Source organism: Nocardioides conyzicola (assembly GCF_039543825.1).
GTDB classification, from domain to species: Bacteria; Actinomycetota; Actinomycetes; order Propionibacteriales; family Nocardioidaceae; genus Nocardioides; species Nocardioides conyzicola.
Genome location: NZ_BAABKM010000002.1, coordinates 2,127,684 through 2,153,620, shown reverse-complemented (window position 1 = coordinate 2,153,620; position 25,937 = coordinate 2,127,684). Strand labels below are relative to the sequence as shown.

The following is a 25,937-nucleotide window of genomic DNA, read 5'->3' as shown; positions in this document are numbered from 1 at the left end:
CCGGGGCATCTGTGTCGTTGGAGTGGCCAGCAGCCCTGAAGGAGCGCCACATGTCGAGTGAGCCCACCCGTTCGAGCCGCCGCATCGTCGTCGCGGTGGCCACCGCCGCCGCTCTCGTGGCGACCGCCGTCGCGCTCGGCGGCCCAGCGGGGGTCCGCGAGGGGAGCCTGTCGGGCCGCTACGCCTACGCCCAGAACGCCCTCGCCGGCATGAAGGCCGACAAGAACGCGCTCTCCCGGGCCGGCGACCTCGGCAAGTCGACCAAGGACCCGACCACCGCCGCCGACCGGGCCGCGAGCGCGTCGTACGTCGAGAAGGAGCGCGGGCTGCCCGACCCGAAGCTCACGACGGCCGCGGTCACGCGGCCCCGCAAGAAGCACCCGCAGGACCGCTACGCGATGGCCAACGGCTGCTACTCCCTCGCCGGCGACCCGATCTTCTTCAAGCCCACCGACCTGGGCGACTACCTGCTCTACGACGCCGACCGGGCGTTCGTCATCGCCGGCGGCAAGAGGGCCACCGCCCCGGGCGCGACCACGGTGTGGACCGCGCGTCGGTCGGGCGACCGCTTCACCTTCGCCAACCACGGCTCGCCGCTGACCATCGGCGGCAGGTCCTCCTTCGCGCTGACGCGCACCACCGGCTGCGCCGCCTACCCCGAGTCGCAGATCGACGTCTCCGGGCGCCCGCACGCCGGCGTGACGCCGTACCAGGAGGTGCGCGGGTACGTCGACGCGCACACCCACGGCATGGCCTTCGAGTTCCTGGGTGGAGCCGCGCACTGCGGCAAGCCGTGGGACCAGTACGGCGCGCCGTACGCCCTGGTCGACTGCCCGGACCACACCACGACCGGCGGGTACGGCGGCGTCCTGGAGTCGGTGCTCTCCGGCGAGGCGCACCACGACCCGATCGGCTGGCCGACGTTCAAGGACTGGCCGGCGCCGGAGTCGCTGACCCACGAGGGCACCTACTACCGCTGGCTCGAGCGGTCCTGGCGCGGCGGCCAGCGGATCTTCGTCAACCTCCTCGTCGAGAACAACAAGCTCTGCCAGGTCTACCCGCTCAAGAAGAGCGCCGCGTACGCCAAGTGCGACGACATGACCACCGTGCGCCGCGAGGCGCAGGACATGTACGACATGCAGGACTACATCGACGCCCAGTTCGGCGGGCCCGGCAAGGGTTTCTACCGGATCGTCAAGACGCCCTTCGAGGCGCGCAAGGTCATCAACGCCGGCAAGCTCGCCGTGGTGATGGGCATGGAGACCAGCGTCCCGTTCGGCTGCACGATGAAGCTCGACGTGCCGCAGTGCGACATCGGCGACATCGACGCCCAGCTCGACAGCCTCAAGAAGCTCGGCGTGCGCCAGGTCGAGCTCGTCAACAAGTTCGACAACGCGCTGTCCGGCGTCGCCGGCGACAACGGCGCGGTCGGCGTCGCCGTCAACACGGCCAACTTCCTGGAGACCGGCTCCTTCTGGGACATGCGGCACTGCGAGCCGGCCGACGGCGAGTCCCACGACCGCGACCAGGTCGCGGCGCCGGAGATCTCCGCTGAGCAGCAGGACGCGCTCTTCGGGGCCATCGGCCAGCTCTTCGACAACCTGCACACGGCCCTGCCGGTCTACGGCCCCGCGCACCACTGCAACTCCCGCGGCCTGACCACCCTCGGCAAGCACACGATCCAGGCGCTCGCCCAGCGGCACATCGTCTTCGACCCCGACCACATGAGCGTGAAGGCCCGCGCCTCCGCGCTCGACCAGATCGACGACCTCGGCTACCACGGCGTGGTCTCCAGCCACTCGTGGTCGACGCCCGACTCCTACCCGCGGATCTACCAGGAGGGCGGCTTCATCACGCCGTACGCCGGCGACTCGACGGGCTTCGTCGAGAAGTGGCGCACGCACATCGGCTGGGCGGACAAGCGCTACTACTGGGGCATCGGCTACGGCGCCGACATGAACGGCCTCGGCGCGCAGGGCGACCCGCGCGGCACCGACGTCGCCAACCCCGTCACGTACCCGTTCAAGGGTCTCGGCGGCGTGACGGTCGACAAGCAGCACGCCGGCCAGCGCGTCTACGACATCAACGCCGACGGCGTCGCCCAATACGGCCTCTACCCCGACTGGATCCAGGACCTCACCAAGGTGGCCGACAGCCAGAAGAAGGGTGACGGCGCCAAGATCGAGGACGACATGGCGCGGGGCGCCGAGGCCTACCTGCAGATGTGGGAGCGGGCCGACGGCGTCGACCCCGACTCGTGCCGCAACCCGGGCCTGCGCAAGCGGGTCGCGAAGGTCGAGAGGCTCCTCCACCGCGGGATGTCGACGACCGCCGTGATGAAGGCCGTCGGCCAGCCCTACGAGCGGCTGGGCACGACGTACTCCTTCTGTGCCAAGACGGGCTCGGACCCGAAGGTGATGATGAAGGTGCGGTTCTCCAAGGCCGGCAAGGTCGCTGCGATCAAGCGGGCCTGACACACCCCCTGAAGTTACCTGCCGGTAGGATTCTTCTCACGCCAGGCGGGACTGACGTCGAGGAGCACGGGGAACTAGGCTCACGGCGCGCCGTACGGCGTCGCACCACACGCCCGACTGCCGCCCGTCGAGGGAGTCCCGCTCCATGCAGATCTTCGCCATCGTCGTCTCGCTCGCCATCACGGCCGTCGCCGTCGTCATCCTGACCCGGGCGGTGCGCCAGATGCTGGCGGTGCTGCGCCAGGGCCAGTCGGTGACGGGGCGCACCGACCAGCCGTACAAGCGCAGCCTGACGATGATCAAGGAGACGTTCCTCCACACCCGGATGCTGCAGTGGCACTGGGTCGGCATCATGCACTGGTTCGTGTACGCCGGGTTCATCGTGCTCAGCGCCTCCGTGCTGACCGGCTACTTCCAGCTCTTCAGCCCCGAGTTCGCGCTGCCGATCATCGGCCACTTCTTCCTCTACGAGTGGGTCATGGAGTCGCTCGGCGTGCTGAGCACGGTCGGCATCGTCTTCCTGATCGTCTACCGCCAGCTCAACCACCCGCGCCGCAAGGGCCGCGACAGCCGCTTCTACGGCTCGAACTTCTGGCAGGCGTACTTCGTCGAGGCGATGGCCCTGCTCGAGGGCTCGGCGATCCTCTTCATCCGGGGTGCGGAGTACAAGCTCGACCCCGAGGCCAGCCGCTTCCACTACCCGGTGAGCGCCACCTTCTCGAACCTCTACCCCGACGGCCACGACACCCTCGAGAACATCGTCTACGGCATCGCGATGTTCAAGATCGTGCTCGCGATGGTGTGGCTGCTCGTGATCGCCCGCAACCTCACGATGGGTGTCGCCTGGCACCGGTTCACCGCGTGGTTCAACATCTGGTTCAAGCGCGAGGCGACGGGCCGCGACACCGACGGCGCCACGACCGCGCTCGGCGCGCTCAAGCCGCTCACGTCGGACGGCAAGGCGATCACGCTCGACGACATCGACGACCTCGATGAGGACGCCACGCTCGGCGTCGGCTCGATCGACGACTTCAGCTGGAAGGGCATCCTCGACTTCACGACCTGCACCGAGTGCGGTCGCTGCCAGTCGCAGTGCCCGGCCTGGAACACCGAGAAGCCGCTGTCCCCCAAGCTGATGATCATGGGGCTGCGCGACGCGGCGTACGCCCATGCCGGCGCGGCCGAGGGCGACGAACCCCGCGCCCTGATCGGCAAGACCGACGCCGACCCGGCTGCCGGGTCGGGCACCGACGTCGCCGACTGGTTCTACAACCCGACCGACGGCGCCTTCGTCATCGACGAGGACGTCCTCTGGTCCTGCACGTCGTGCGGCGCCTGCGTGCAGCAGTGCCCGGTCGACATCGAGCACGTCGACCACATCGTCGACATGCGGCGCTACCAGGTCCTGGTGGAGTCGAACTTCCCGGCGGAGCTCAACGGCCTCTTCAAGGGGCTGGAGAACAAGGGCAACCCCTGGAACATGTCGCCCAACGCGCGCCTGGACTGGGCGAAGGGCCTCGACTTCGAGGTGAAGGTCGTCGGCGAGACGATCGAGTCGCTCGACGAGGTCGACTGGCTGTTCTGGGTCGGCTGCGCCGGCGCGTACGAGGATCGGGCCAAGAAGACCACGCGCGCCGTGGCCGAGCTGCTCGACATCGCGGGCGTCTCGTTCGGTGTGCTCGGCAACGGCGAGACGTGCACCGGCGACCCGGCTCGACGGGCCGGCAACGAGTTCGTGTTCCAGGGCCTCGCGCAGCAGAACGTCGAGACCTTCAAGGAGTACAAGGTCAAGAAGGTCGTGTCGACCTGTGCGCACTGCTTCAACACGCTCAAGAACGAGTACAAGGAGTTCGGCGTCGAGCTCGAGGTCGTGCACCACACGCAGCTGCTCAACCGCCTGGTGCGCGAGGGCAAGCTGACCCCGGTCGCCGACGGCCCGGGTGCGCACAAGCGCTCGATCACGTACCACGACCCCTGCTACATCGGCCGTCACAACGGCGTCTACACGCCCCCGCGCGAGCTGCTCCAGATCCTGCCCGGTGCCGAGTTCGTCGAGATGGAGCGCAACTCCGAGAAGTCCTTCTGCTGCGGTGCCGGTGGCGCGCGCATGTGGATGGAGGAGAAGCTCGGCGAGCGGATCAACGTCAACCGCACCAAGGAGGCCGTCGGCACCGGCGCCGACCAGATCGCGGTCGGCTGCCCCTTCTGCCGGGTGATGCTGTCCGACGGCCTCACCGCCCAGCAGGCCGCCGGCGAGGCGCGCGAGGAGGTCGAGATCCTCGACGTCGCGCAGATGCTGCTGTCGTCGATCAAGGGCGAGATGGCGACCAAGCTCGCACCCGGTGCCAGTCCCGAGACGAAGCCGGTCGAGACGAAGGCGGTCGAGACGAAGGCCGAGCCTGAGGCCGGCGACGAGACCATCACCGAGGACACGGTGGTCGAGACCGCGGACGCCGGCCCAGCCGCCAAGGCCTCCGGCGGCTCGTCCCTCTTCGACGCGCCTGCCGACGACGCACCCGTCGAGAAGCCCGCACCGTCCGGCGGCTCGCTCTTCGACACCCCCGCCGAGGAGGTGGCCGAGCCCGAGACCGAGACCGCTGCCGAGACCGAGCCCGAGCCCGAGCCGTCGAAGGCTGCCTCCGGAGGTGGCTCTCTCTTCGACATCGCCGCCGACGAGCCGGCCGCACCCGCAGCGAAGTCCTCGCCGGAGCCGGAGCCGAAGGCCGAGGCGGAGCCCAAGGCCGAGCCGAAGGCCGAGGCAGCTCCCGCCGCAGCCGTCCCGGAGAGCGGGTCGCTCGTCGACATCGCCGCCCCCGAGCCGGCCGCGCCCGCTGCAAAGGCGGAGACACCCGCTGAGCCCGAGTCGGAGCCGGAGGCCCCTGCCGAGCCGGAGGCGAAGGCCGAGCCCGCGCCGGCCGCAGCTCCCGCCGCCTCGATCCCGGAGAGCGGATCCCTCTTCGACATCGCCGCCCCCGAGCCGGCCGCGCCCGCTGCGAAGCCGGAGACACCCGCTGAGCCGGAGCCCGAGACGGAGCCGGAGCCGGAGCCCGAGGCCCCTGCCGAGCCGGAGGCGAAGGCCGAGCCCGCGCCGGCCGCAGCTCCCGCCGCCTCGATCCCGGAGAGCGGGTCCCTCTTCGACATCGCCGCCCCCGAGCCGGCCGCGCCCGCTGCGAAGCCGGAGACACCCGCTGAGCCCCAGCCCGAGCCGGAGCCGGAGGCGGAAGCGAAGGCAGAGCCCGAGGCCGAGGCACCGACCGGGGTCCCCGACGGGGCGGCTCTCAGCGCGGCGGCAACCGCCGCCGCAAGCGACGAGCCCGTAGCCGCTGAGGCACCCGAGCCCAGCGCATCGCCCGAGCCGGAGCCCGCCGCCGAGCCCGAGCCGGAGGCAGCGGCCGAGGCCGAGCCCGAGGCCGATCCGGAGGAGAAGCCGAAGCCGGCGTCCAGCGGCGAGGCCCACCAGCCGAAGACCGACGTCGACATCCACGGAGCCGGGTCCCTCTTCGACCTCTGACCGCTGGGTTGTCGGCCGAAACCCGCACGACACGCCGTACCGACCCGGCGTGTCGTGCGGGTTTCACCGGGCACCCGGTGAAACCCGCACGGCCCCCATCCAGGCGTAGCGTCGGCTCCGAACAGGAGTCGGCATGGATCCCCGGGAGTATCGCGACGCACGGTGGCACACGCTGCTGCGCACGGCCGAGGATCTCGGGGTCGAACCGGAGCAGGCGCCGACGGTCGTCGAGCAGGTGCTGGCCCGGCAGCAGGCCCGGATCAGGCGCGCGGAGGACCCTGACCTGCTCGTCCGCCGAGCGCTCGCCGACGCGGTCCTCGGCCCGCCTGACCGACCCCGCAGCAGACGCTGGCCGGCGGTGGCCGCGCTGGCCATCGTGGTGGTTGCGGCGGGGGCGGTCTTCGCGCTGGCCCGACCGGACGCCCCGCCCGCCGACCACCTGCGCGCCGACCAGATGCCCTCGCTGTTCGGGTACGACGGGGCCGCGGCGAGCACGCTGCTGAAGAAGCGCGGTCTCGAGGTCCAGCAGCGCCCGTTCCGGTCCTGCGAGGTGCGCGACCGCGTCGTGGCGAGCGAGCCCGCCGCAGGCGCGGAGATCAGCCGCGGCGACCACGTCGTCGTCTACACGGCACTACCGGCCGACGTCTCCTGCCTGACCGACTACGCCGAGCGGCAGCTCGCTTGGGAGGTGCTCGACTGGGCCAACGGCCATGGGCCGGCGCCGTCGTTCGCCCCGCGCGTGTGGGTCTACCCCAGCGACGGGTCGGCACAGCTGCTGACCGGCGCCGAGGCCGCCGACCCGGACTCCTGGCGGGCGAGCCACGTGCTGACGGCACTGCGGCGCGCCACCGCCGACGTCGCCCTGGTGCAGGAGCACCCGTTGACGTACGCCGTCCCCGCCCTCCGGATCGTCGCGCCGACCGACGGCACCAACCAGTGCGGCGAGCCCGACCCGTCCATCGGGGCCAAGACGAACGTGGTGGCCTTCATCATCCGGTCGGCCGACCGCACCGGCTGCCCGCTGCGCGTCGAGCTCTACCGCGACCGGGGCGAGCGGATCGAGAGCGTCGCGCTCTACCCCGCGTCGTCCTGACGCTCCTGGGTCGGGTGCTCCGGTACGACGACCGGGCGCACCCGCGCCCAGACGAGGAAGGCGGCGCCGATGGCGAGCATCACCAGTCCCGCCCACAGGTTGGCGTTGACGCCGCCGGTCTTGTCCTGCTCCTGGTCCCCGACGAGGCCCATCACCGTGAGGATCACGCCGTAGACGCCGATCAGGCCGCCGATGATGTTGCGGATGTCGAAGGCACCTGCTGTGTGCTGGTTCTCTGCCATGACAGGCTCCTCAGAAGATCAGGTTCAGGATGATGACCAGCACCAGCGCGATGCCGGCGAGCGGCAGGGTGCGCTGGTACCACGGACGCGCGGCCTCGTCGGGATCGACGAGATCCTCGCGCGGAGTCTCGGAGTAGACGAGACCCCGGAGCTCGGACGCCTCCTTCGGCTTCGTCACCAGCGAGACCACGATGCTGAGCAGGATGTCGACCACGAAGGCCGCACCGGCAGCGACGAACGACGCACCCTGTCCCCCGATGGGGATGGCGCCGGTGCTCCACGAACCGAAGGCGTCCTCGCTCAGGAAGGCCACGGCGACGGCGGAGACGGTACCGGCCACCAGACCGACCCATCCCGCGGTCGGCGTCATCCGCTTCCAGAACATACCGAGGATGAAGGTGGCGAAGAGCGGTGCGTTGAAGAACCCGAAGAGCGTCTGCAGGTAGTTCATGATGTTCGAGAAGTTCGACGCCAGGCTGGCCGTGAAGATCGCGATCACGACCGCCGCGACGGTGGCGATGCGACCGACCAGCAGGTAGTACTCGTCGCTGCGGTCCTTGACGACGTACCGCTGCCAGAGGTCGTAGCTCCAGACGGTGTTGAACGCCGAGATGTTGGCTGCCATACCGGCCATGAACGCCGCCAGCAGGCCCGCGATCGCCACGCCCAGCAGGCCGTTGGGCAGGACGTCCCGCATCAGCAACAGCAACGAGTCGTTGTACGTCACTCCCTCCCCCGAGGCCCCGCCTGCGACCGCCTCCCCCGCCTTGACCTTCGCGATGTCGGTGACCAGCACCGCCGCGATCATGCCGGGGATGATCGTGATGAAGGGGATGAACATCTTCGGGAAGGCGCCGATGATCGGGGTCTTGCGCGCCGACGAGATCGAGTTGGAGGCCATCGCTCGCTGGACCTCGACGAAGTTGGTCGTCCAGTAGCCGAAGGAGAGCACGAAGCCGAGGCCGAAGACGATGCCGACGACCGACCAGAAGTCCGAGGTGAAGCCGGTCAGCGCGTTGCCCGGCCAGGAGTTGAGCTGGTCGGCAGCAGGCGCCACGGTGCCGGGGTTCGCGTCGGCGGCCTTGGTGATGCCGTCGGTCAGGCCGTCCCAGCCACCGACCCGGTGCAGGCCGATCAGGGTGAGCGGCAGCAGCGCGGCCACGATCACGAAGAACTGCAGCACCTCGTTGTAGATCGCGGCGCTCAGGCCGCCGAGGGTGATGTAGGAGAGCACGATGACGGCGGCGACGATCAGGGCGACCCACAGCGGCCAGCCGAGCAGCGCGTGCACGATGCTGCCGAGCAGGAAGAGGTTGATGCCCGCGATCAGCAGCTGCGCCACCGCGAACGAGATCGAGTTGACCAGGTGGGCGCCGGTGCCGAACCGGCGGAACATGAACTCGGGGACCGAGCGCACCTTGGAGCCGTAGTAGAACGGCATCATCACGACGCCGAGGAAGAGCATCGCGGGGATCGCGCCGACCCAGAAATAGTGGACGGCCGGCAGGCCGAACTGCGCGCCGTTGGCCGACATGCCCATGATCTCGACCGCGCCGAGGTTGGCGGAGATGAACGCCAGGCCGGTGACCCAGGCGGGCAGTGATCGCCCGGACAGGAAGAAGTCGAGCGAGTCCGAGACCTGGCGTCGGGCCAGCAGCCCGATGCCCATCACGACCCCGAAGTACAGAAGGATGATCAGGTAGTCGACGAACTTGGCGTCGATGAGCGTGCTGGCCAGGACTGTCGGACTCGACATTGAGTGCGCCTCTCGTGCACCGATCCGGTGGTGAACTCCCGGAGGGACCACCGGACCTCGTGCCCATCAGCCTCCGTCCACAAACCCATCGGCGCCTCGCCCACGTCGGGTGAAGCCAGGTGACGTCACCTGGCGTCATCTGACGTCACTTCACACTTGACGTGACGTCACGATGATGTCATCGTGGTGCACATGGACATCACCCCGTACGTCGAGAGCCTGCGTCGCGACCTGCTCGCCGCCGCCGACGCGGCCGGCCCGGAGGCGCGCGCCGTCACGGAGCGCCTCGCCTTCGCCCTCGACCCCGCCGCCCGACTGGCGCTCATGGAGGCCGTGTCGCAGGCAGCCGCCGAGATCACCGCGGAGCTCCCGTCGGGCGGCGTCGACGTCCGGCTCAACGGCCGGGAGCTGGAGTTCGCGGTGCACGCCCCGCCGCCCGCACCGCCGGCCGCTCCGGCCCCGCCCCCGCCGCCCGGCGTCGACGAGACCGAGGACGACGGCAGCGTCGCCCGGATCACGCTGCGCATCCCCGAGTCGGTGAAGACCCGGGCCGAGGAGCTCGCCAACCGTTCCGGCCACTCGCTCAACACCTGGCTGGTCAACATCGTCCGCGGCGCCACCCGCGAGGGCGCGATCAACGTCGACATCGACCTCTCGAGCATCCCGTTCGTCGGCGGCAACGACCCGTTCGGCGGCACCGACCCCTTCGGCGGCAAGCGCCCCGGCAAGCGCATGTCCGGGTGGGTCTGACCCCCGCCCCCTAGCAATCACTCCATCTCCGGGACCGGCACCGCCGGCCCCGTGGACGACCACACCCTCATCCAGGAGCAACCGACATGACCCAGCACCAGTTCGACACCCCTCACCCCGTCGAGCTCTTCGTCGAGATCGGCAAGGGCAGCCTCGACGTCACGGCCACCGAGACCGCGGAGACCCGCGTCGAGGTCACCGGCCGGGACGCCGACCAGGCGTCGGTCCGGCACGACGGCAACCAGATCACCGTCATCGGCCCCAAGCGCGGCGGGCTCTTCGGCGGCGACTCGCGCCTCGACGTACGCATCACCCTGCCGACCGACAGCAACGCGGTCGTCCGCACCGGCAGCGCCGACGTCGCGGTCCGCGGCACCCTCGGCACGGCCCAGGTGAAGAGCGGCTCCGGCAACGTGCAGCTCGACGCCGTCACCGGGCCGCTGCTCACCGAGACGGGCTCCGGCGACATCCGGATCGAGGCGGCCGGCGGCGCCCTGAAGATCAAGAGCGGCTCCGGCGACATCGTCATCGGCGAGACGCGAGCCGTCACCTCGATCTCGACGGGGTCCGGCGACGTGCGGATGGCAAGCAGCAACGGCCAGACCGTCGTCAAGACCGGGTCCGGCGACCTCGAGGTCGGCGACTCGACCCTGGACGTCTCCCTGACCACCGGCTCCGGCGACCTGGTGGTCGCCCGCGCCCACCGCGGCCGGGTCAGCGTCAAGGGCGCGTCCGGGGACGTCCGCATCGGCATCCCCGCCGGCGTCCCCGTGTGGACCGACATCTCGACCGTCACCGGCGCGATCCGGTCCGGGCTCACCAGTGCCGGCAAGCCCGAGGAGGGCGCCGACCACGTCGAGGTCCGGGCCCGCACCGTGAGCGGCGACATCCTGCTCATCGAGTCCTGAGCACCCCGTCCGATCCCCGTCCGACCAAGCACCAGAGGAGCACTGCCATGGAGTACAGCAACGTCGTCCTCGACGCCGAGGTCAACCGTCAGCAGATCGCCGAGCGGATCGCTCGCGCCAGCTCACCGAAGATGCCCGCCAGCTCGCACCGGCACCTGCTCGCCCTGCGGCTCCGCCGGTTCGCGGACCGCATCGACAACTGAGTCTCAGGAGGCCATGGAGACGCCGCGGCGCCAGTAGCCCATGAAGGCGACCTGGCGGCGGTCGACCTCGAGGTCCTTGACGAGGACCCGCCGCAGGGCGGTCACGACGCCGGACTCGCCGGCGATCCAGGCGTAGATGCCGTCCAGGTCGTGGCCCACCACGGTCGCAGCGGTCTCGACCTCCTCCCCGGACGACGAGTACGTCGGGGTCTCCCACAGGTCGGGGTCGACCTCGTCGGGCTCGTCGATCGGCGCGCCCCCGACGCCGAGGTGCTCGAGCACCGCCCGGTGGAGCCGGGCGCCGTGGGGCTCCCCGTCGCGGGCCACCCACACCACCTCGACGCCCTCCGGGTGCTGCACCGTCAGCACGTCCGCGGAGGACGGCACCTCGAGGTACGCCGCGCCGACGGCGTCGTGACGCAGGTCCTCGAGGATCGAGCAGATCGCCGGGACCGCGGTCTCGTCGCCCACGAGCAGCAGCCGCCTCGCCGTACCCGGGTCGAACTCGATGCCGCCGTAGAGCTGGCCCCGCCGCGGCGCGATGACGACCAGGCGGTCACCGACCGCCGCGCGGGCCGCCCAGGCGCAGCCCGGCCCCGGGGCGCCGTGCTCGTCCGGGTGGACGACGATGTCGACGACCAGGCGCGTGTCGACGCCCTCGCCGCGTACGTCGCGGATCGTGTAGGTCCGCATGTGGCCGCGCTCCTCGACCGGGCGCTTCAGCCAGGTGTCGTACCAGGAGTCGTCGGCCCCGGCGAACGACGGCGGCGGGCCGCCGGGCACGCCCGGGAAGACCAGCTTGATCCGCTGGTCGTAGAGCGGTCCGTCGACGCCGAAGTCGGCCAGGCACGCGCCCCCCAGCTCGAACCGGACGAACGACGGCGACAGCCGGTCGACGCGCACGACCTCGACCTCGTCGAGGATCATCGGCAGGGACTCCTGGGTCGTCGTCATGCAGGTTAGGCTAACCTAACTTGCATCGACCCACCTAGATCGGGGTGCGGTGGAAGTTCTGGAACGAGCGCGACGGGGTCGGTCCGCGCTGGCCCTGGTAGCGGGAGCCGTACTTCTCCGAGCCGTACGGGTGCTCGCTGGCCGAGCTCAGCCGGAAGAAGCAGAACTGCCCGATCTTCATGCCGGGGTAGAGCTTGATCGGCAGCGTCGCGACGTTGGCGAGCTCGAGCGTCACGTGCCCGGAGAAGCCGGGGTCGACGAAGCCGGCGGTCGCGTGGGTCAGCAGGCCCAGCCGGCCCAGCGAGGACTTGCCCTCGACCCGGGCCGCGATGTCGTCGGGCAGCGTGACCACCTCGTACGTCGAACCGAGCACGAACTCCCCCGGGTGCAGGATGAACGGCTCGTCGCCCTCCGGCTCCACCTCGCGCGTCAGGTCGGACTGGTCGGCCGCCGGGTCGATGTGCGGGTACTTGTGGTTCTCGAACACCCGGAAGAACCGGTCGAGGCGCACGTCGATGGACGACGGCTGGAGCATCGCCGGATCCCAGGGTTCCATCGCGATCCGGCCGTCGTCGATCTGGGCCAGGATGTCGCGGTCTGACAGCAGCACGCGCTCAACCTACCGGGACGCGACGCCGAAGACTTCCCGACTCAGATGCCGGATCGCGCCGAGGTGCGTGGGACCCTGAGCCGTGAACCTCGCCCAACGGGTCGCGCGCGTCACCCGCACCGGCCTGCTGGTGGTGGCGGTCGCCGCCATCGTCAACATCTCGCTGTTGAGCTATCTCGGCCTGGTCCTCGGCCCCGACACCTCCCGGGCGACCAGCGGGGCGCGCGAGCTGCGCAAGGCCCACCTCGACATGCTCGACCAGGAGACCGCGCTGCGGGCGTACCTGATCACCGGTCAGGACAGGTTCCTCGAGCCCTACGAGAGCGGCCGCGCCGATGTCGAGGTCCAGCTCGCGGCGGCGGCCGACGACCTGTCCGGCGATCCGGAGCTCGAACAGCTGCTCGCCGCGCAGCAGGAACGTCAGGACGAGTGGACGAAGCGGTGGGTCCCCCGAGTGCTGGCCGAGGCACCGACGTTCGCCGACGCACCCAGCAGCGAGACCGAGATCTCTCTCGTCAGCATCGGCAAGTCGCTCTTCGACAACTACCGCTCCGCGCACGAGCGGGCCCAGGCCGCCGCCGACGACGCCAGCGCCACCCTCGAGGAGCGTCGCACCCACGTCCTGCAGATCGCCCTCGCCCTCGGCCTCGCCCTGCTCGCGGTCGGCATCGTCGTGATCGGGCTCCAGTCCCGACGGCTCCAGGCCGCGGTGGTCAAGCCCGTGGACGCGCTGCTGGTCACGATCGGCGAGCTGCGCGACGGCGACCTCACCGCGCGCAGCCCGCAACGGGGTCCCGACGAGTTCCGCGCGATCGGCCGGGGGCTCGACGAGATGGCCGCAGCCCTGGACGCCCAGCGGCTGGAGGCGGCCCGACGCGAACGCGACCTCGTCGTCGCGCGCAGCGCGGCGGAGGACGCCAACGCGGCCAAGTCGGCCTTCCTGGCGACCATGTCCCACGAGATCCGCACCCCGATGAACGCGGTCATCGGGTTGACCGGGCTGCTGCTCGACACCCCGCTCAGCGAGGAGCAGCGCGAGTTCGCCGAGACCGTGCGTCAGAGCGGCGACACCCTCCTCACGATCATCAACGACGTCCTCGACTTCTCGAAGATCGAGTCCGGCGAGCTGGTGCTGGAGGAGCAGCAGTTCGTGCTGCGCGACCTCGTCGAGAGCTCGCTCGACCTGGTCACCCCGCAGGCCGCGGCGAAGGGTCTCGACCTGGTCGCCCAGATCGACCCGCACGCGCCACCGGTGCTGCGCGGCGACGTCACGCGGATCCGCCAGGTCCTGGTCAACCTTCTGGGCAACGCGGTGAAGTTCACCAGCACCGGCGAGGTGCTCGTCACCGTGCAGGCCGAGGAGACCGCCGACGACGTACCTGGACGGACCGAGGTCTCGTTCGCCGTCAGCGACACGGGCATCGGCATCCCGGCCGACCGGATGGACCGGCTGTTCCGGTCCTTCAGCCAGGTCGACGCCAGCACCACCCGGGTGTACGGCGGCACCGGCCTCGGGCTGGCGATCAGCCTGCGGCTCGCGGAGGCGATGTCCGGGCGGCTCGACGTCGTCAGCGAGCTCGGCACCGGCTCGACCTTCACCCTCGTCCTGCCCCTCACCCCCGGGCAGGAGCTCGTGGACCAGGTCCGCATCGCCCCGGCGGAGCTGCCCGGCCGGTCGGCGCTCGTCGTGGACGACAACGACACCAACCGCCGGATCCTGCGGGCGCAGCTCGAGGCCTGGGGGATGAACGTGGTCGACTTCGCCGACCCCGTCGACGCCCGCGCGCACGCCGGCGACCCGGCCCACCGCTACGACGTCGCCATCCTCGACATGCACATGCCGGTCCTGGACGGGATGCAGCTGGCCACGGAGCTCCGCGCGCTCCCCGACTGGCGAGCGGTGCCGTTCATCCTGCTCACCTCGCTCGGGGACGGGGTCCCGGGTGCGGCCGAGCTCGGGCTCGTGCACCTGACCAAGCCGGTCAAGGCCAACGCCCTGCGCACGCACGTCGCCCAGGCCCTCGGCGCCCGGAACCTGCCGGCGCCCGACGCGAGCAACCAGGACACGATCCGGTCGATGCGGGTCCTCCTCGCCGAGGACAACGTCGTCAACCAGCGGGTCGGTGTGCTCATGCTCGAGCGCCTGGGCCAGCGGCCGGTCGTGGTCAGCAACGGGGTCGAGGCACTGACGGCTGTGCGGGCGACGACGTACGACCTGGTGCTGATGGATGTGCAGATGCCGGAGATGGACGGCTGGGAGGCGACCCGCAGGATTCGGGCCGAGCTCCCGCCCGAGCGCCAGCCCCGGATCGTCGCGATGACGGCCAACGCGCTCGACGGCGACCGTGAAGCCAGCCTCGCGGCGGGGATGGACGACCACCTGGCCAAGCCGGTGCGGGCCGAGGAGCTCGCCGCCGTGCTCCGCAGGGTGGGCTCGTCGGTCGCTCCTGCCGTCCAGGTGGCGCCGACTCCCTCCGATCGCGACGCCGTCGACCCCCGCGCCCTCGACGACCTCACCGGGCACCTCGGCGCGGCGGGTGCGGACTTCCGGACCAAGCTGGTCTCCACCTGGCGGGTCGAGTCGGCCCGCCAGCTCGTGGCGCTCGACGCCGCCGCGGTCGCCGGCGACGGGGCGGCCGCGGAGCAGGTCCTCCACAGCATGCGGTCGGCCAGCGCCGCGCTCGGCGCCGTCCGACTGGCGACGCTGGCCGAGGCGATCGAGGAGCGGCTGCGCACGGGCGCGCCGGGTGACCTCGCCGCCGACGTCGCCCGGGTGCGGGGCGAGGTCACGGCCGCGTCCGCCGGCTTCGACCTGCCCGGCTGAACCGGGCCCGCACACCGGCGGGGAGACTGGTCCCATGCCCGACCGTTTCCACCGCTACGTCGCGATCGGCGACTCGTTCACCGAGGGCGTCGGTGACCCCGATCCCGCACGTCCCAACGGCCTGCGCGGCTGGGCCGACCGGGTGGCCGAGGTGCTGGCCGGTCAGACCGCCGACTTCGGCTACGCCAACCTCGCCATCCGCGGCCGCAAGCTCGCCGGGATCATCGGCGAGCAGGTCGATCCGGCGATCGGCCTCGCGCCCGACCTGGTGACGATCTACGCCGGCGCCAACGACATCCTGCGACCCAAGGTCGACATCGACGGGATCGTCGAGAGGTACGACGCGGCGCTGGGTCGGCTCGCGGCGACGGGCACCCGGCTCGTCGTGTTCACCGCGTTCGACCCCGGCGGCTCGGCGATCTACCGCCCGCTGCGGGGCCGGTTCGCCCTCTACAACGAGCTGGTGCGCACCAGCGCCCGGGCGCACGACGCGACCGTCGTCGACTTCTGGACGATGCGGGAGTACCGCGACTGGCGCTTCTGGGACCCCGACCGGATGCACCTCGGCCCGGCCGGCCACCAGCGGATGGCCATCGAGGTGCTCGACACGCTCGGCGTCCCACACGACCTGCAACCACTGCCCCTCGTCGACCTCCTCACCCTGACCCGGGCCGAGCAGCGCCGCGAGCACGTCGCGTGGTTGCGGGGCTCCGCGGCACCCTGGGTGCACCGCCGGCTGACCGGCCGATCGTCCGGCGACGGCCTCGACCCCAAGCGCCCCACGCTCGCGCCGATCGACTAGTATCGCCGCGTCCGAGGCTCCGGCCCCGGTCGTGCGGATGTAGCTCAGTTGGTAGAGCGCGACCTTCCCAAGGTCGATGTCGCGAGTTCGAGTCTCGTCATCCGCTCCACGTTCGTCGAGTGACGCGAAACGGCCCTCAGGATCACCTCCTGGGGGCCGTTTCGCGTCACTCGACGGCTCCCGCGACCTCCGCCCGGGTCCGGAGCCTCGCCCGCCGAACACCGCGCTCACCTGTGACTGGTGTGACTCGTGATGCGCTTGACTATTCAAGTGGCCGGGGTGACAGTGGACGGGCCGCGTCCCCTTCCCCGATCGGACTCGAGGTCCTGATGTCCCGCCCCCGCGCCATTGCCGTTGCCGTCGGCGTCCTGGCCCTGCTGCTCGCGCTCACCCCCTTCGTCCCGCGCGGCGATGACGACAAGGGGTCGCTGCGGCCGTCCGGTGACCGGGTCGGCGCCAAGGCCGCCCTGCTGAGCGCCAACACGGTCGGCCGGTCCCGGGTGACGCCCGCGATGCAGGCCGAGATCGACCGCGTCGTCGCGGCCGGACGGGCACTGGGACGGACCGGCACCAAGGCCGGGCTGGCCCGCCGCGCCGCCGAGCTGGTGCGGTGCGCCGAGCTCGACGGGCAGCGCTACTGCCTGGGCGTCGGGTGGACCGACGACACCGAGGCCGACGTACGCGCCCGGGTGGCCACGGCGGCCCGGGTCGCCGCGCGCTCCACCAGCACCACGACAACCGGCGACCTCGACGCGTCCGACGCCCTCGCCCGTACGGCGAGCATGAAGCCGGCCGCGCGGGCGGCGGCCGAGCGGGCCGAGCTCGAGTCGGCCGCCCGCTCCGTCGCCAAGGTCTGGCTGCTGCGGCACGAGATCCAGGGCGTCGCGCTGCCGGCCGACTTCCTCGCCCGGCACCCCGAGGCACGGGCCGCCGCGCCCACCTCCAGCCGGACCACGAAGCCGACGGCGACCCCGACCCCGACCGCCTCGGCGACGCCGACGCGCACCCCCAAGCCCACCGCGTCCGCCTCGCCGACGGCCGTAGCGCCCTCCAAGACCAAGAAGGGTCCTGACTACCCGCGCCGCGCGGCGATCCTCAACCCGCACCGGGTCGCCGAGCAGACCCGCACCTACTGGTGCGGCCCGACCTCGATGCAGATGATCGCCTGGGGCTGGGCGGGCAAGGCCCACAGCCAGGACTACTGGGCGAAGAAGCTCGGCACGACCACGAGCGGGACCGGCATCACCGCCATGGTGCAGACCATCAACCGCAGCACGGGCTGGGACAGCACCAAGTACGCCGGCAGCTACATCACACTCGACATCGGCGACTGGACCTACAAGCAGTGGATGCTGCTGATGATGCGCCACATCGTCGACTACCGGGCCCCGGTCGTGCTGCACCCGATCCTGCACAAGGCCTACTACCCCTACCTCGACGACGACGGCTCGGGCCACTACCAGGTCGGTCGCGGCTACGACAAGAACGGCAAGAAGCCGGCGCTGCTCGGCTACTTCGAGCCCTGGAACCAGCAGCGCTTCGACCCGTCCGAGCCCTACATCGACCGCGTCCAGTGGCGCAACGCCTACAAGAGCTACCGCGCCAACGAGGCCCACTACCTCCACAACATCGGCGTCTGATGGGGCGGCGTACCCGCGCTCTCCGGTACGCCGTCGTGGCGGTCTCGCTGCTGACGCTGGCTGCCTGCGACTCGGACGACGAGCCCGGGGCCGAGCCGACGGCGAGCACCACGCCGGCCGACCCGTCGACGTCGTCCGCACCGTCCAGCGCCACCCCCTCGGCCAGCCGGTCGGCCGGCGGCACCGCGGATGCACCGGAGGCGCTGACCGCGACCACCGCGCTGCTCGACTGGCAGCAGGTCGAGGGGTCGATCGACGACGCCGTGACCCGCAACGACGCCTGGTCGATCTCGGTCGCCGAGGACGGCTCGACGTACCGGCTCGTGAAGCTGGCCTCCGGCGGCCGCAGCTCGGGCCAGGTCGGCGCCAACCCGGGCTGGCGGGTCAGTGACGCGCTCCTCGACGAGGACTGGGCCGTCGTCGTCCTCCAGGACGAGCAGGAGCAGCGGCCCAGCAGGGCGATGGTCACCGACCTCGAGACCGGCAAGGCCTACGAGCTCAACGGCCGTTCCGACGCACCCACCACCACCGGCGGCACCTGGGCGCTCGGCGACGGCCGCCTGCTGCACGCCACCGTCGACCAGAGCGGCGCCTACTGCCTCGCCTCCGTCGACCTCGAGTCCCGACGGTCGACCGTCGGCTGGTGCGCGCCGAAGCGGAGCGGCTTCAACGCCGCGCACGTCACGGGCCAGGGCGACTCGCTGCTGACCTTCGACGACTCCCAGCCGTCGTGCCGCACCGTGGTGAGCGTCGCCGACGGCACGGCGACCCCGTTCCCCGGCGCCACCGAGTGCAAGTCGTGGGAGGGCCTCCTCCTCGAGGACGCCTCCATCTGGTCGACCATCCCGCGCGAGCGGCGGATCGAGGAGGCCCACCTCTACGCCCGCGTCGGCGACGGCTACTTCGACCTCGGCCCGGGCGTGGCCGGCACCCTCACGGCCTGCGACGACGCGGCGTACTTCGTCCGCGACCCGCAGCAGAAGGGTGACCCGGCGGCCCTGATGCGGTGGACCCCCGACGACGGCCTGACCGTGGCGTACGAGTCGGCCAAGGGGCAGGCGTTCATCGAGCAACCGCGCTGCGGGGGCGACGCGATCACGATCACCGCGCGGACCTCGTCGGGCGACGAGCAGGTGTCGGCGGACCTCTAGCCATCGCCGCCTAGGCTGGCGGGCGTGACCGACGGCTTCACCGGCTTTCCCTCCGCGGGACTGGACTTCTACGACGACCTCGAGGTCGACAACACCAAGTCGTTCTGGGAGAAGCACAAGGCGGTGTACGCCGAGGCGGTGAAGGCGCCGATGACCGCGCTGTGCGCGGCGCTCGAGCCGGAGTTCGGCGCAGCGAAGATCTTCCGGCCCTACCGCGACGTCCGGTTCGCCAAGGACAAGACGCCGTACAAGACCCACCAGGGCGCGTTCGTCCGGGTCGGCGACTCGACCGGTTGGTACGTCGAGCTGTCGCCGCGCGGCATCCGCACCGGCGGCGGGTTCTACGAGGCGAGCGGTCCGCGGCTCGCGGCGTTCCGCGAGGCCGTGGCCCACGACCGCTTCGGCCCGGAGCTCGCGAAGATCCTGAAGGCCCTGGAGAGGAAGGGCTTCGAGATCGGCGGCGACCGCCTCAAGACCACGCCTCGCGGGTACGACGCCGACCACCCCCGCATCGAGCTGCTCCGGCACCGGTCGCTGACCGCCGGCCACCCGCTCGGCTTCGAGCCGGTGATCCAGACCCCCGAGGTGCTCGACCTGATCCGCGAGGACTGGCGGGCGATGCGCCCGCTCGTCGAGTGGTGCGCCCGGCACACCAGCGTCTGAGCGGTCAGGCGGACCGCAGGACGCGCGCGACGAACGTGTCGACGTTGGCCGTGAGTCGCTGCACCTTCTCCTCCACCGTCAGCGTCTCGTAGACCACCGGGCCCGAGGCGGAGAGCCTGCCCCGGACGTAGAGCGAGCAGGCGAGGTCCGCGCACATGTAGGTGCCCGAGGAGTGCCCTCGCTGACCCGCCTTCCCGGCACGCGGCGCGACCATGAGCGAGACCCCGGCGGAGCGCACCGTCAGGCACAGCGAGCACATGCTCGACCGCCGCGCCACGCCGGCCTGCGGCGCGCGCAGCACCAGGCCCACCAGCCGGTCGCCTTGCTCGGTGACGAGGTAGCCGCGCGCCGGCGCCTGCGGGTCGCGCCAACCCAGGAAGTCGAGGTCGGCCCACGGCCGCTCGGCCAGGTCCGCGGGCAGGTTCAGGCGCTGCGCCTCGCCCTTCGAGCAGTTCACGAAGGACGCGCGGATCTCGGCAGCACGGACGGGTCTCACCCCAGTGACGGTAGGTTGCCTATAGGCTTTAGGCAAATCCCTATTGATCTAAGGAGACGCATGCCACGGGCAGGACTCACGAGCGAGCGCGTCGTCGCGGCCGGCGCCGACCTGGCCGACGAGATCGGGTTCGACGCCACGACGGTGTCCGCCGTGGCGCGACGCCTCGGCGTCCAGGTGGCGAGCCTCTACTCCCACGTCGACGGCGCCTCCGGTCTCCAGGAGGGCATCGCCGGCCTGGCCCTCGACGAGCTCGCCGACCGCGCGGCCGACGCGGTCGCCGGCCGGTCCGGCCGGGACGCCCTGGTCGCCTTCGCCTCGGCGTACCGCGACTACGCCCGCGAGCATCCCGGCAGGTACGCCGCCACCCGGCTCCGCCTGACGGCCGACTCCCCCGCCGTGGCGGCCGGGCGCCGCCACGCCGCCCTGACGCGAGCGGTCCTCCGTGGCTACCCGCTCGGGGAGGCCGACACGACCCACGCCGTACGCCTGCTCGGCAGCGTCATCCACGGCTTCACCGACCTGGAGCTCAGCGGCAGCTTCGACCACAGCCGACCTGCGCCGTCCCGCAGCTGGATCCGCGTCCTCGAGGTCCTCGACGCGACCCTGCGGCAGTGGTCGTCTACGGCTTCGTGAACGACGCCATCGTGCGCTCGGGCTCCCAGTAGGCCTTCATCGAGGCGACCCGGCCGTCGTCGTGGATGACGTAGACCATGATCAGCTCCGTGATCGTGTAGCTGCCGTCAGGGAAGGACGTCCTGATCCGTCCGATGTTGGCGCAGGTGTTGCCACCCGGGTTGGCGAACGACTCGTCGATCTCGAACTCGAACTTCTCGATCGGCTCGATGGCCAGCTTCCAGAAGGCCGCGATGCCCTCGTGCCCGCGGTGGCCCTTGCCCTCCGGGTCGAACATCGACGGCCCGACCGGGTCCTCGAGCACCGCGTCCTCGGCGTACACCGTCAGCCACTCGGCGAGGTCTCCCTTCGCGACGGCGGAGTACGAACGCTGCGAGGCCGCCCGCGCGGGGTGGTCGTCGTTCGGCGCGGTCCAGGTGATGGCGTCGGAGGTGATCATGTCGGCATCCTAGGGCTGAACTGGAACACGTTCTACCGTTCAGCGGTCACGTGGTGTTCACCCCGGCGCCGTGCGGCACTGCCACGCTCGCCCCATGGGACGACGCATCGCGTACCTGCACATCGGCCTCCCGGGCAGCGGCGGCGACTTCCTCGAGCAGGAGCTGGCCGAGCACGCCGAGGCGCTCGCAGACCAGGGCGTCCAGGCTCCCGCGGTCGCGCCGGGCGAGATGTCTCGCGCCGCGATCGAGATCCGCCGCGAGCACCGAGCGTGGGGCTACGAGCGCCGCGAGGTGGAGGGCGCGTGGGCCGCGATCTGTCGGCGCGTGCGCAAGGGACCGCGCGTGTCGGTGGTCAGCAACGAGCTGCTCTCCGCGTGCACCGAGGACCAGGCCGTGCTGCTGCTCGACACCCTCGCCGGCATCGAGGTGCACGTGGTGATCACCGCACGACGTGCCGACGCCGCCCGGCACGAGCTGGTGGCCCTGCAGGCGCGCGTGGCGCAGGCGCTCCGGCGACCGGAGCGGGTGCACGTCCTCGTCGTACCGGCCGATGCCGAGCCGCGGGCCTGGATCTGGCAGGCGCTCGGCGACCTCGTGGGGTACGACGTCGCGCGGCTGCGCGAGCCCGCGCTCAGTGGGGCTGCCAGGCGTCCTCGTCGGCAGAGAGCGATGTGACCGCGTCCGGGAGCTTGCGATCGGCGAGGTCCTGGATCGACACCCGCTCGAAGACGTCGCGCAGCGACGCACGGGCCGCGATCCACACGTGCTGGAGCACGTCGGCGGCCTCGTTGTAGGTGACCGCCTCGGGGCGCAGGCCGTAGACGGAGACCAGCGGGCCGTCGACCGCACGGATCACGTCGGCCACGGACACCTCGGAGGCGGCCCGGCCCATCCGCCAGCCGCCGGACTGACCCCGCTGCGACATCACGACGCCGGCGCGACGCAGGTCGGCCAAGATCGCCTGGAGGAACCCGTGGGGGATCTCCTGGAGCCGGCCGAGCTCTTCCGCACTCACGGCACGACCGTCGGCGCGCGAGGCCATCTCGATCAGCGCGCGCAGGGCGTAGTCGGACTTGGCGGAAACTCGCATGCGTCCAGTGTGTCAGATGACTTGACTTGTTCACTCGACCTTGGCGGCTCGTCGCTGCGCCGGTCGCCCCGGTCATCGATGAGGGTCTGGTCACGCCACGTTTGCCGTCGTTGTCTTGCGGGGTTACTGACGGGTACGTACCATTGAAGTTACCGACCAGTATCAAACGCGAAGGTGGGGCCGTGAGCCACTACAAGAGCAACATCCGGGACATCGAGTTCAACCTGTTCGAGGTCTTCGGCCGGGGCGAGGTGCTGGGCGCCGGCCCGTTCGCCGAGGTGGACACCGAGACGGCCCGCGAGATCCTCTCCGAGGTCGACCGCCTGGCTCGCGGGGACCTCGCCGAGTCGTTCGTCGACGCCGACCGCAACCCGCCGGTCTTCGACCCCGCGACCAACACGGCCCCGCTGCCGGAGTCGTTCAAGAAGAGCTACCGCGCGTGGATGGACGCCGAGTACTGGCGCCTCAGCACGTTCGCCGAGCTCGGCGGCACCCCCGCGCCGTCCAGCATCAACTGGGCGATGGGCGAGCTGGTGCTGGGCGCCAACCCGGCGATCTGGATGTACGGCGCCGGCCCGATGTTCGCCGGCGTGCTCTACCGCAACGGCAACGAGCGCGACCGCAAGATCGCCCAGCTCGTCGTGGACAAGGGCTGGAACACCACGATGGTGCTGACCGAGCCCGACGCGGGCTCCGACGTCGGTGCCGGCCGCGCCAAGGCCACCCTCAATGAGGACGGCACCTGGAACATCGAGGGCGTCAAGCGCTTCATCACCTCCGCCGAGGGCGACCTCAGCGACAACATCATCCACATGGTGCTGGCCCGGCCAGTCGGCGTCGAGGGCGTCGGCGGCCCCGGCACCAAGGGGCTCAGCCTCTTCATCGTGCCGAAGTTCCACATCACCGACCTCGAGACCGGCGAGCTGGGCGAGCGCAACGGCGCCTACGTCACCAACGTCGAGCACAAGATGGGCATCAAGGTCTCCAACACCTGCGAGCTCACCTTCGGCGACCCGCAGGTCGGCGGCGGCGAGCCGGCCGTCGGCTACCTGCTCGGCGAGGTGCACAACGGCATCGCGCAGATGTTCCAGGTCATCGAGAACGCCCGGATGATGGTCGGCACCAAGGCCATCGCGACGCTGTCCACCGGCTACCTCAACGCGCTCGAGTTCGCCAAGGAGCGCGTGCAGGGCGCCGACCTCGCGCAGTCCGCCGACAAGACGGCGCCGCGCGTGACGATCACCCACCACCCCGACGTACGCCGCTCGCTGATGACGCAGAAGTCGTACGCCGAGGCGATGCGCGCCCTGATGCTCTACACCGCCACCTGGCAGGACGCGGTGATGATCGCCGAGCACAACGGCGAGCGCGACGAGCTGGCGGAGAAGGTCAACGACCTGCTGCTGCCGATCGTGAAGGGCTACGGCTCGGAGAAGTCGTGGACGCTGCTCGGCACCGAGTCGCTGCAGACCTTCGGCGGCTCCGGCTTCCTTCAGGAGTACCCGATCGAGCAGTACGTCCGGGACGCCAAGATCGACACCCTCTACGAGGGCACCACGGCGATCCAGGGCCAGGACTTCTTCTTCCGCAAGATCGTCAAGGACCAGGGTGCCGCGCTCGGTCACCTGGCCGGCGAAATCTCGAAGTTCATCGAGAGCGAGGCCGGCAACGGTCGCCTCAAGGTGGAGCGGGAGCTCCTGGCGACCGCTCTCGACGACGCCCAGGCGATCGTCGGCCACATGATCAACGACCTGATGTCCGCCCAGGACGAGACCCGCAACATCTACAAGGTCGGCCTCAACACCAGCCGCCTGCTGATGGTGCTGGGCGACGTGGTCTGCGGGTGGCTGCTGCTGCGCCAGGCCGAGGTCGCGCTCGAGAAGCTGGGCGGCGACCCGGGCAAGGACAAGGCGTTCTACGAGGGCAAGGTCGCGGCCGCGCAGTACTTCGCGCAGAGCGTGCTCCCCAAGATCACCGCCGAGCGCCAGCTCGCCGAGGCGACCGACCTCGCGATCATGGACCTCGACGAGGCGTCCTTCTGATCTGATCCACGCCGAGTCGGCGCCAGATTCTGCAATCTGGCGCCGACTCGGCTATTTCAGGGTCGCGGCGGCACGGCGTACGACGTCGGTCAGGCGGCCGAGCACGGGCGAGTCGAGCCGCCAGCGCTGCCAGTAGAGCCGGACGTCGACGTGCAGCCGGGTGCCGAGCGGCACCAGCCGGTCGCCCAGCTGGGGCGCGGGGATCATCCCCCAGCCGAGACCCAGGGCGACCGCCTCGAGGAAGTCCGCCGACGTGGGGACCCGGTGGACGACGGGCGGCGGCCCGACCCCGCGCGCCGCGAGCAGGTCGTGCTGGAGGGCGTCCTTCTCGTTGAAGACCACCATCGGCATCGCGGCCCAGTCGTAGCCGCGCCCGGACCGCCACCGCTCGGCGACCTGCGGCGCGGCGGCGGGCACGTAGCGCAGGTGCCCCAGCGCCTCGACCGAGCAGCCCTGGACCGGCGTCGGCTCGGAGGTCACGGCGGCGAGGACCTCGCCGCTGCGCAGCAGGTCGGCCGAGAAGGCCTGGTCCTCGACGTGCAGCCGGAGCGCGACGTCGGACCACCCGGCGACGTCGGCGAGCGCCGTGCGGAACCAGGTCGCCAACGAGTCGGCGCTGACCGCCACGGGCAGGTCGATGGTGCCGACGTGGCCGTGGGCGAGGGCGTCGCGGACCTCGTCGTGCAGCAGCCGCGTCTGCCGGGCCAGCCGGATCAGCTCCTCGCCGGCCGGGGTCGGCCGGCACGGCGTCGTACGGCGCACGACGACCTGGCCGACCTCGGACTCCAGCGCCCGGATCCGCTGGCTGACGGCGGAGGCCGTCACGTGCAGGTGCCGGGCCGCCGCCTCGAAGGTCCCGTGGTCGGCGATCGCGACCAGGGCGGCGAGCTGGGCGGGCGCGATCTCCATGAAGCCACGCTAATGGTGTTATAGAAACATTCGCTAGCCTTCATCCCGTGCCGGGCCTAGCGTTGCCCGGGTGCTCGACTCCACCGCCGCCGGACTGCTGACCGGCCTGTCGCTGATCGTCGCGATCGGCGCGCAGAACGCCTACGTGCTCCGCCAGGGCCTGGCACGCGAGCACGTGGGCCTGGTGGTCGCGATCTGCGCGCTCTCCGACGTCGTGCTGATCACCGCCGGGGTCGCCGGCATCGGCGGCATCATCGAGCACGCGCCCTGGGTGCTCGACGTCATCCGCTGGCTCGGCGTCGCCTTCCTGGCGTGGTACGGCGTGTCCTCGCTGCTGCGGGCGCGGAAGCCCGAGGCGCTGCGGGCCGACGAGCGGGCGACGGTCAGCCGTCGTGGCGTCGCCGCTCGCGCCCTTGCCCTCACCTGGCTGAACCCGCACGTCTACCTCGACACCGTCCTGCTGCTCGGCACCATCGCCAACCACGAGGGGACGACCGGACGGTGGTGGTTCGCCGTGGGTGCCGCCGTGGCGAGCATCCTGTGGTTCTGCGGGCTGGGTTTCGGGGCGCGGTACGCCAGCCGCTTCCTGTCCAGCGCCCGTGCCTGGCAGGTGCTCGACGTCCTGATCGGCCTGACGATGCTGGCGATCGCCGTCAAGCTGGCGACGGGCTGACCCACCCCTGCGGGTGGGACACCCGCCCAACCCGCACGACGCGACTGCGCCCCCGGATACCCTCGCCCTC

The 25,937-nt window shown here is 71.1% G+C and carries 23 protein-coding genes and 1 tRNA gene; 16 read left to right on the top strand and 8 right to left on the bottom strand.

Annotated features, from left to right (window positions below; genetic code table 11):
• Nucleotides 1-50: 50 nt before the first annotated feature.
• The 3 genes from ABEA34_RS13465 to ABEA34_RS13455 all read left to right on the top strand — a co-directional run bounded on the left by ABEA34_RS13465 (nucleotide 51) and on the right by ABEA34_RS13455 (nucleotide 7,078).
• The gene (locus tag ABEA34_RS13465; protein WP_345521810.1) at nucleotides 51-2,474 is read left to right on the top strand and encodes an amidohydrolase family protein; all 2,424 of its coding nucleotides are present in this window, start codon (nucleotides 51-53) and stop codon (nucleotides 2,472-2,474) included.
• Nucleotides 2,475-2,619: 145 nt separating this feature from the next.
• Nucleotides 2,620-5,985: a heterodisulfide reductase-related iron-sulfur binding cluster gene (locus ABEA34_RS13460; RefSeq protein ID WP_345521809.1), complete on the top strand. Its 3,366-nt coding sequence runs from the start codon at nucleotides 2,620-2,622 to the stop codon at nucleotides 5,983-5,985.
• Between the two features lie 133 nt (nucleotides 5,986-6,118).
• Nucleotides 6,119-7,078, top strand: a complete 960-nt coding sequence (locus ABEA34_RS13455; RefSeq protein ID WP_345521808.1) for a PASTA domain-containing protein — start codon at nucleotides 6,119-6,121, stop codon at nucleotides 7,076-7,078.
• On the opposite strand, the gene ABEA34_RS13450 is transcribed toward ABEA34_RS13455, so the two are convergent.
• Both ABEA34_RS13450 and ABEA34_RS13445 read right to left on the bottom strand, forming a co-directional pair.
• The gene (locus tag ABEA34_RS13450) at nucleotides 7,060-7,320 is read right to left on the bottom strand and encodes a hypothetical protein (RefSeq protein WP_345521807.1); all 261 of its coding nucleotides are present in this window, start codon (nucleotides 7,318-7,320) and stop codon (nucleotides 7,060-7,062) included. The genes ABEA34_RS13455 and ABEA34_RS13450 overlap by 19 nt on opposite strands.
• Nucleotides 7,321-7,330: 10 nt before the next feature.
• Complete coding sequence (locus tag ABEA34_RS13445; protein ID WP_345521806.1) at nucleotides 7,331-9,076, bottom strand: sodium:solute symporter family protein; 1,746 nt, start codon at nucleotides 9,074-9,076, stop codon at nucleotides 7,331-7,333.
• Nucleotides 9,077-9,268: 192 nt separating this feature from the next.
• Between ABEA34_RS13445 and ABEA34_RS13440 the strand changes: the two genes are divergently transcribed.
• The 3 genes from ABEA34_RS13440 (at nucleotide 9,269) to ABEA34_RS13430 (ending at nucleotide 10,937) form a co-directional block, all read left to right on the top strand.
• Nucleotides 9,269-9,826 carry a pilus assembly protein HicB gene (locus tag ABEA34_RS13440; protein ID WP_345521805.1) on the top strand — a complete coding sequence of 186 codons (558 nt, stop codon included), beginning with the start codon at nucleotides 9,269-9,271 and terminating at the stop codon, nucleotides 9,824-9,826.
• A gap of 86 nt (nucleotides 9,827-9,912) precedes the next feature.
• Complete coding sequence (locus tag ABEA34_RS13435; RefSeq protein WP_345521804.1) at nucleotides 9,913-10,734, top strand: DUF4097 family beta strand repeat-containing protein; 822 nt, start codon at nucleotides 9,913-9,915, stop codon at nucleotides 10,732-10,734.
• Nucleotides 10,735-10,781: 47 nt separating this feature from the next.
• The gene (locus tag ABEA34_RS13430; protein WP_345521803.1) at nucleotides 10,782-10,937 is read left to right on the top strand and encodes a hypothetical protein; all 156 of its coding nucleotides are present in this window, start codon (nucleotides 10,782-10,784) and stop codon (nucleotides 10,935-10,937) included.
• Between the two features lie 3 nt (nucleotides 10,938-10,940).
• On the opposite strand, the gene ABEA34_RS13425 is transcribed toward ABEA34_RS13430, so the two are convergent.
• Together ABEA34_RS13425 and dcd are read right to left on the bottom strand one after the other, a co-directional pair.
• Nucleotides 10,941-11,891, bottom strand: coding sequence for a siderophore-interacting protein (locus tag ABEA34_RS13425; protein ID WP_345521801.1), 951 nt, complete (start codon nucleotides 11,889-11,891; stop codon nucleotides 10,941-10,943).
• Between the two features lie 34 nt (nucleotides 11,892-11,925).
• On the bottom strand, nucleotides 11,926-12,501 hold the full coding sequence (dcd, locus tag ABEA34_RS13420; RefSeq protein WP_345521800.1) for a dCTP deaminase: 576 nt from the start codon (nucleotides 12,499-12,501) through the stop codon (nucleotides 11,926-11,928).
• Between the two features lie 82 nt (nucleotides 12,502-12,583).
• Between dcd and ABEA34_RS13415 the strand changes: the two genes are divergently transcribed.
• The 6 genes from ABEA34_RS13415 to ABEA34_RS13390 all read left to right on the top strand — a co-directional run bounded on the left by ABEA34_RS13415 (nucleotide 12,584) and on the right by ABEA34_RS13390 (nucleotide 19,581).
• Entirely contained in the window at nucleotides 12,584-15,325 is a 2,742-nt protein-coding gene (locus ABEA34_RS13415) for a response regulator (protein ID WP_345521799.1), read from the top strand.
• A gap of 34 nt (nucleotides 15,326-15,359) precedes the next feature.
• Complete coding sequence (locus ABEA34_RS13410; protein ID WP_345521798.1) at nucleotides 15,360-16,127, top strand: SGNH/GDSL hydrolase family protein; 768 nt, start codon at nucleotides 15,360-15,362, stop codon at nucleotides 16,125-16,127.
• 33 nt (nucleotides 16,128-16,160) lie between these two features.
• Nucleotides 16,161-16,236, top strand: a tRNA-Gly gene (locus ABEA34_RS13405).
• 220 nt (nucleotides 16,237-16,456) lie between these two features.
• On the top strand, nucleotides 16,457-17,767 hold the full coding sequence (locus tag ABEA34_RS13400) for a C39 family peptidase (RefSeq protein WP_345521797.1): 1,311 nt from the start codon (nucleotides 16,457-16,459) through the stop codon (nucleotides 17,765-17,767).
• A complete protein-coding gene (locus ABEA34_RS13395) occupies nucleotides 17,767-18,918 on the top strand; it encodes a hypothetical protein (RefSeq protein ID WP_345521796.1) in 1,152 nt (383 codons plus the stop codon). Before ABEA34_RS13400 ends, ABEA34_RS13395 begins: the two co-directional genes overlap by 1 nt.
• Nucleotides 18,919-18,942: 24 nt before the next feature.
• Nucleotides 18,943-19,581, top strand: coding sequence for a DUF2461 domain-containing protein (locus ABEA34_RS13390; RefSeq protein WP_345521795.1), 639 nt, complete (start codon nucleotides 18,943-18,945; stop codon nucleotides 19,579-19,581).
• Between the two features lie 4 nt (nucleotides 19,582-19,585).
• Here ABEA34_RS13390 and ABEA34_RS13385 read toward each other — a convergent pair whose 3' ends face one another.
• Nucleotides 19,586-20,077, bottom strand: a complete 492-nt coding sequence (locus tag ABEA34_RS13385) for an FBP domain-containing protein (RefSeq protein ID WP_345521794.1) — start codon at nucleotides 20,075-20,077, stop codon at nucleotides 19,586-19,588.
• Nucleotides 20,078-20,137: 60 nt separating this feature from the next.
• Here ABEA34_RS13385 and ABEA34_RS13380 point away from each other — a divergent pair, with 60 nt between their 5' ends.
• Nucleotides 20,138-20,713, top strand: coding sequence for a TetR/AcrR family transcriptional regulator (locus tag ABEA34_RS13380; protein WP_345521793.1), 576 nt, complete (start codon nucleotides 20,138-20,140; stop codon nucleotides 20,711-20,713).
• Here ABEA34_RS13380 and ABEA34_RS13375 read toward each other — a convergent pair.
• Nucleotides 20,700-21,152, bottom strand: a complete 453-nt coding sequence (locus tag ABEA34_RS13375) for a nuclear transport factor 2 family protein (protein WP_345521792.1) — start codon at nucleotides 21,150-21,152, stop codon at nucleotides 20,700-20,702. The two genes, ABEA34_RS13380 and ABEA34_RS13375, sit on opposite strands and share 14 nt — an antisense overlap.
• Before the next feature lie 94 nt (nucleotides 21,153-21,246).
• On the opposite strand from ABEA34_RS13375, the gene ABEA34_RS13370 reads away from it, so the two are divergent.
• The gene (locus ABEA34_RS13370) at nucleotides 21,247-21,828 is read left to right on the top strand and encodes a hypothetical protein (RefSeq protein WP_345521791.1); all 582 of its coding nucleotides are present in this window, start codon (nucleotides 21,247-21,249) and stop codon (nucleotides 21,826-21,828) included.
• On the opposite strand, the gene ABEA34_RS13365 is transcribed toward ABEA34_RS13370, so the two are convergent.
• Nucleotides 21,785-22,243, bottom strand: coding sequence for an RrF2 family transcriptional regulator (locus ABEA34_RS13365; protein WP_345521790.1), 459 nt, complete (start codon nucleotides 22,241-22,243; stop codon nucleotides 21,785-21,787). The two genes, ABEA34_RS13370 and ABEA34_RS13365, sit on opposite strands and share 44 nt — an antisense overlap.
• A gap of 182 nt (nucleotides 22,244-22,425) precedes the next feature.
• Here ABEA34_RS13365 and ABEA34_RS13360 point away from each other — a divergent pair, with 182 nt between their 5' ends.
• Nucleotides 22,426-24,285 carry an acyl-CoA dehydrogenase gene (locus ABEA34_RS13360; protein ID WP_345521789.1) on the top strand — a complete coding sequence of 620 codons (1,860 nt, stop codon included), beginning with the start codon at nucleotides 22,426-22,428 and terminating at the stop codon, nucleotides 24,283-24,285.
• 51 nt (nucleotides 24,286-24,336) lie between these two features.
• Here ABEA34_RS13360 and ABEA34_RS13355 read toward each other — a convergent pair whose 3' ends face one another.
• A complete protein-coding gene (locus ABEA34_RS13355) occupies nucleotides 24,337-25,194 on the bottom strand; it encodes a LysR family transcriptional regulator ArgP (RefSeq protein WP_345521788.1) in 858 nt (285 codons plus the stop codon).
• Nucleotides 25,195-25,264: 70 nt separating this feature from the next.
• On the opposite strand from ABEA34_RS13355, the gene ABEA34_RS13350 reads away from it, so the two are divergent.
• Nucleotides 25,265-25,867 carry a LysE/ArgO family amino acid transporter gene (locus ABEA34_RS13350; protein WP_345521787.1) on the top strand — a complete coding sequence of 201 codons (603 nt, stop codon included), beginning with the start codon at nucleotides 25,265-25,267 and terminating at the stop codon, nucleotides 25,865-25,867.
• The last annotated feature ends 70 nt before the right edge of the window (nucleotides 25,868-25,937 follow it).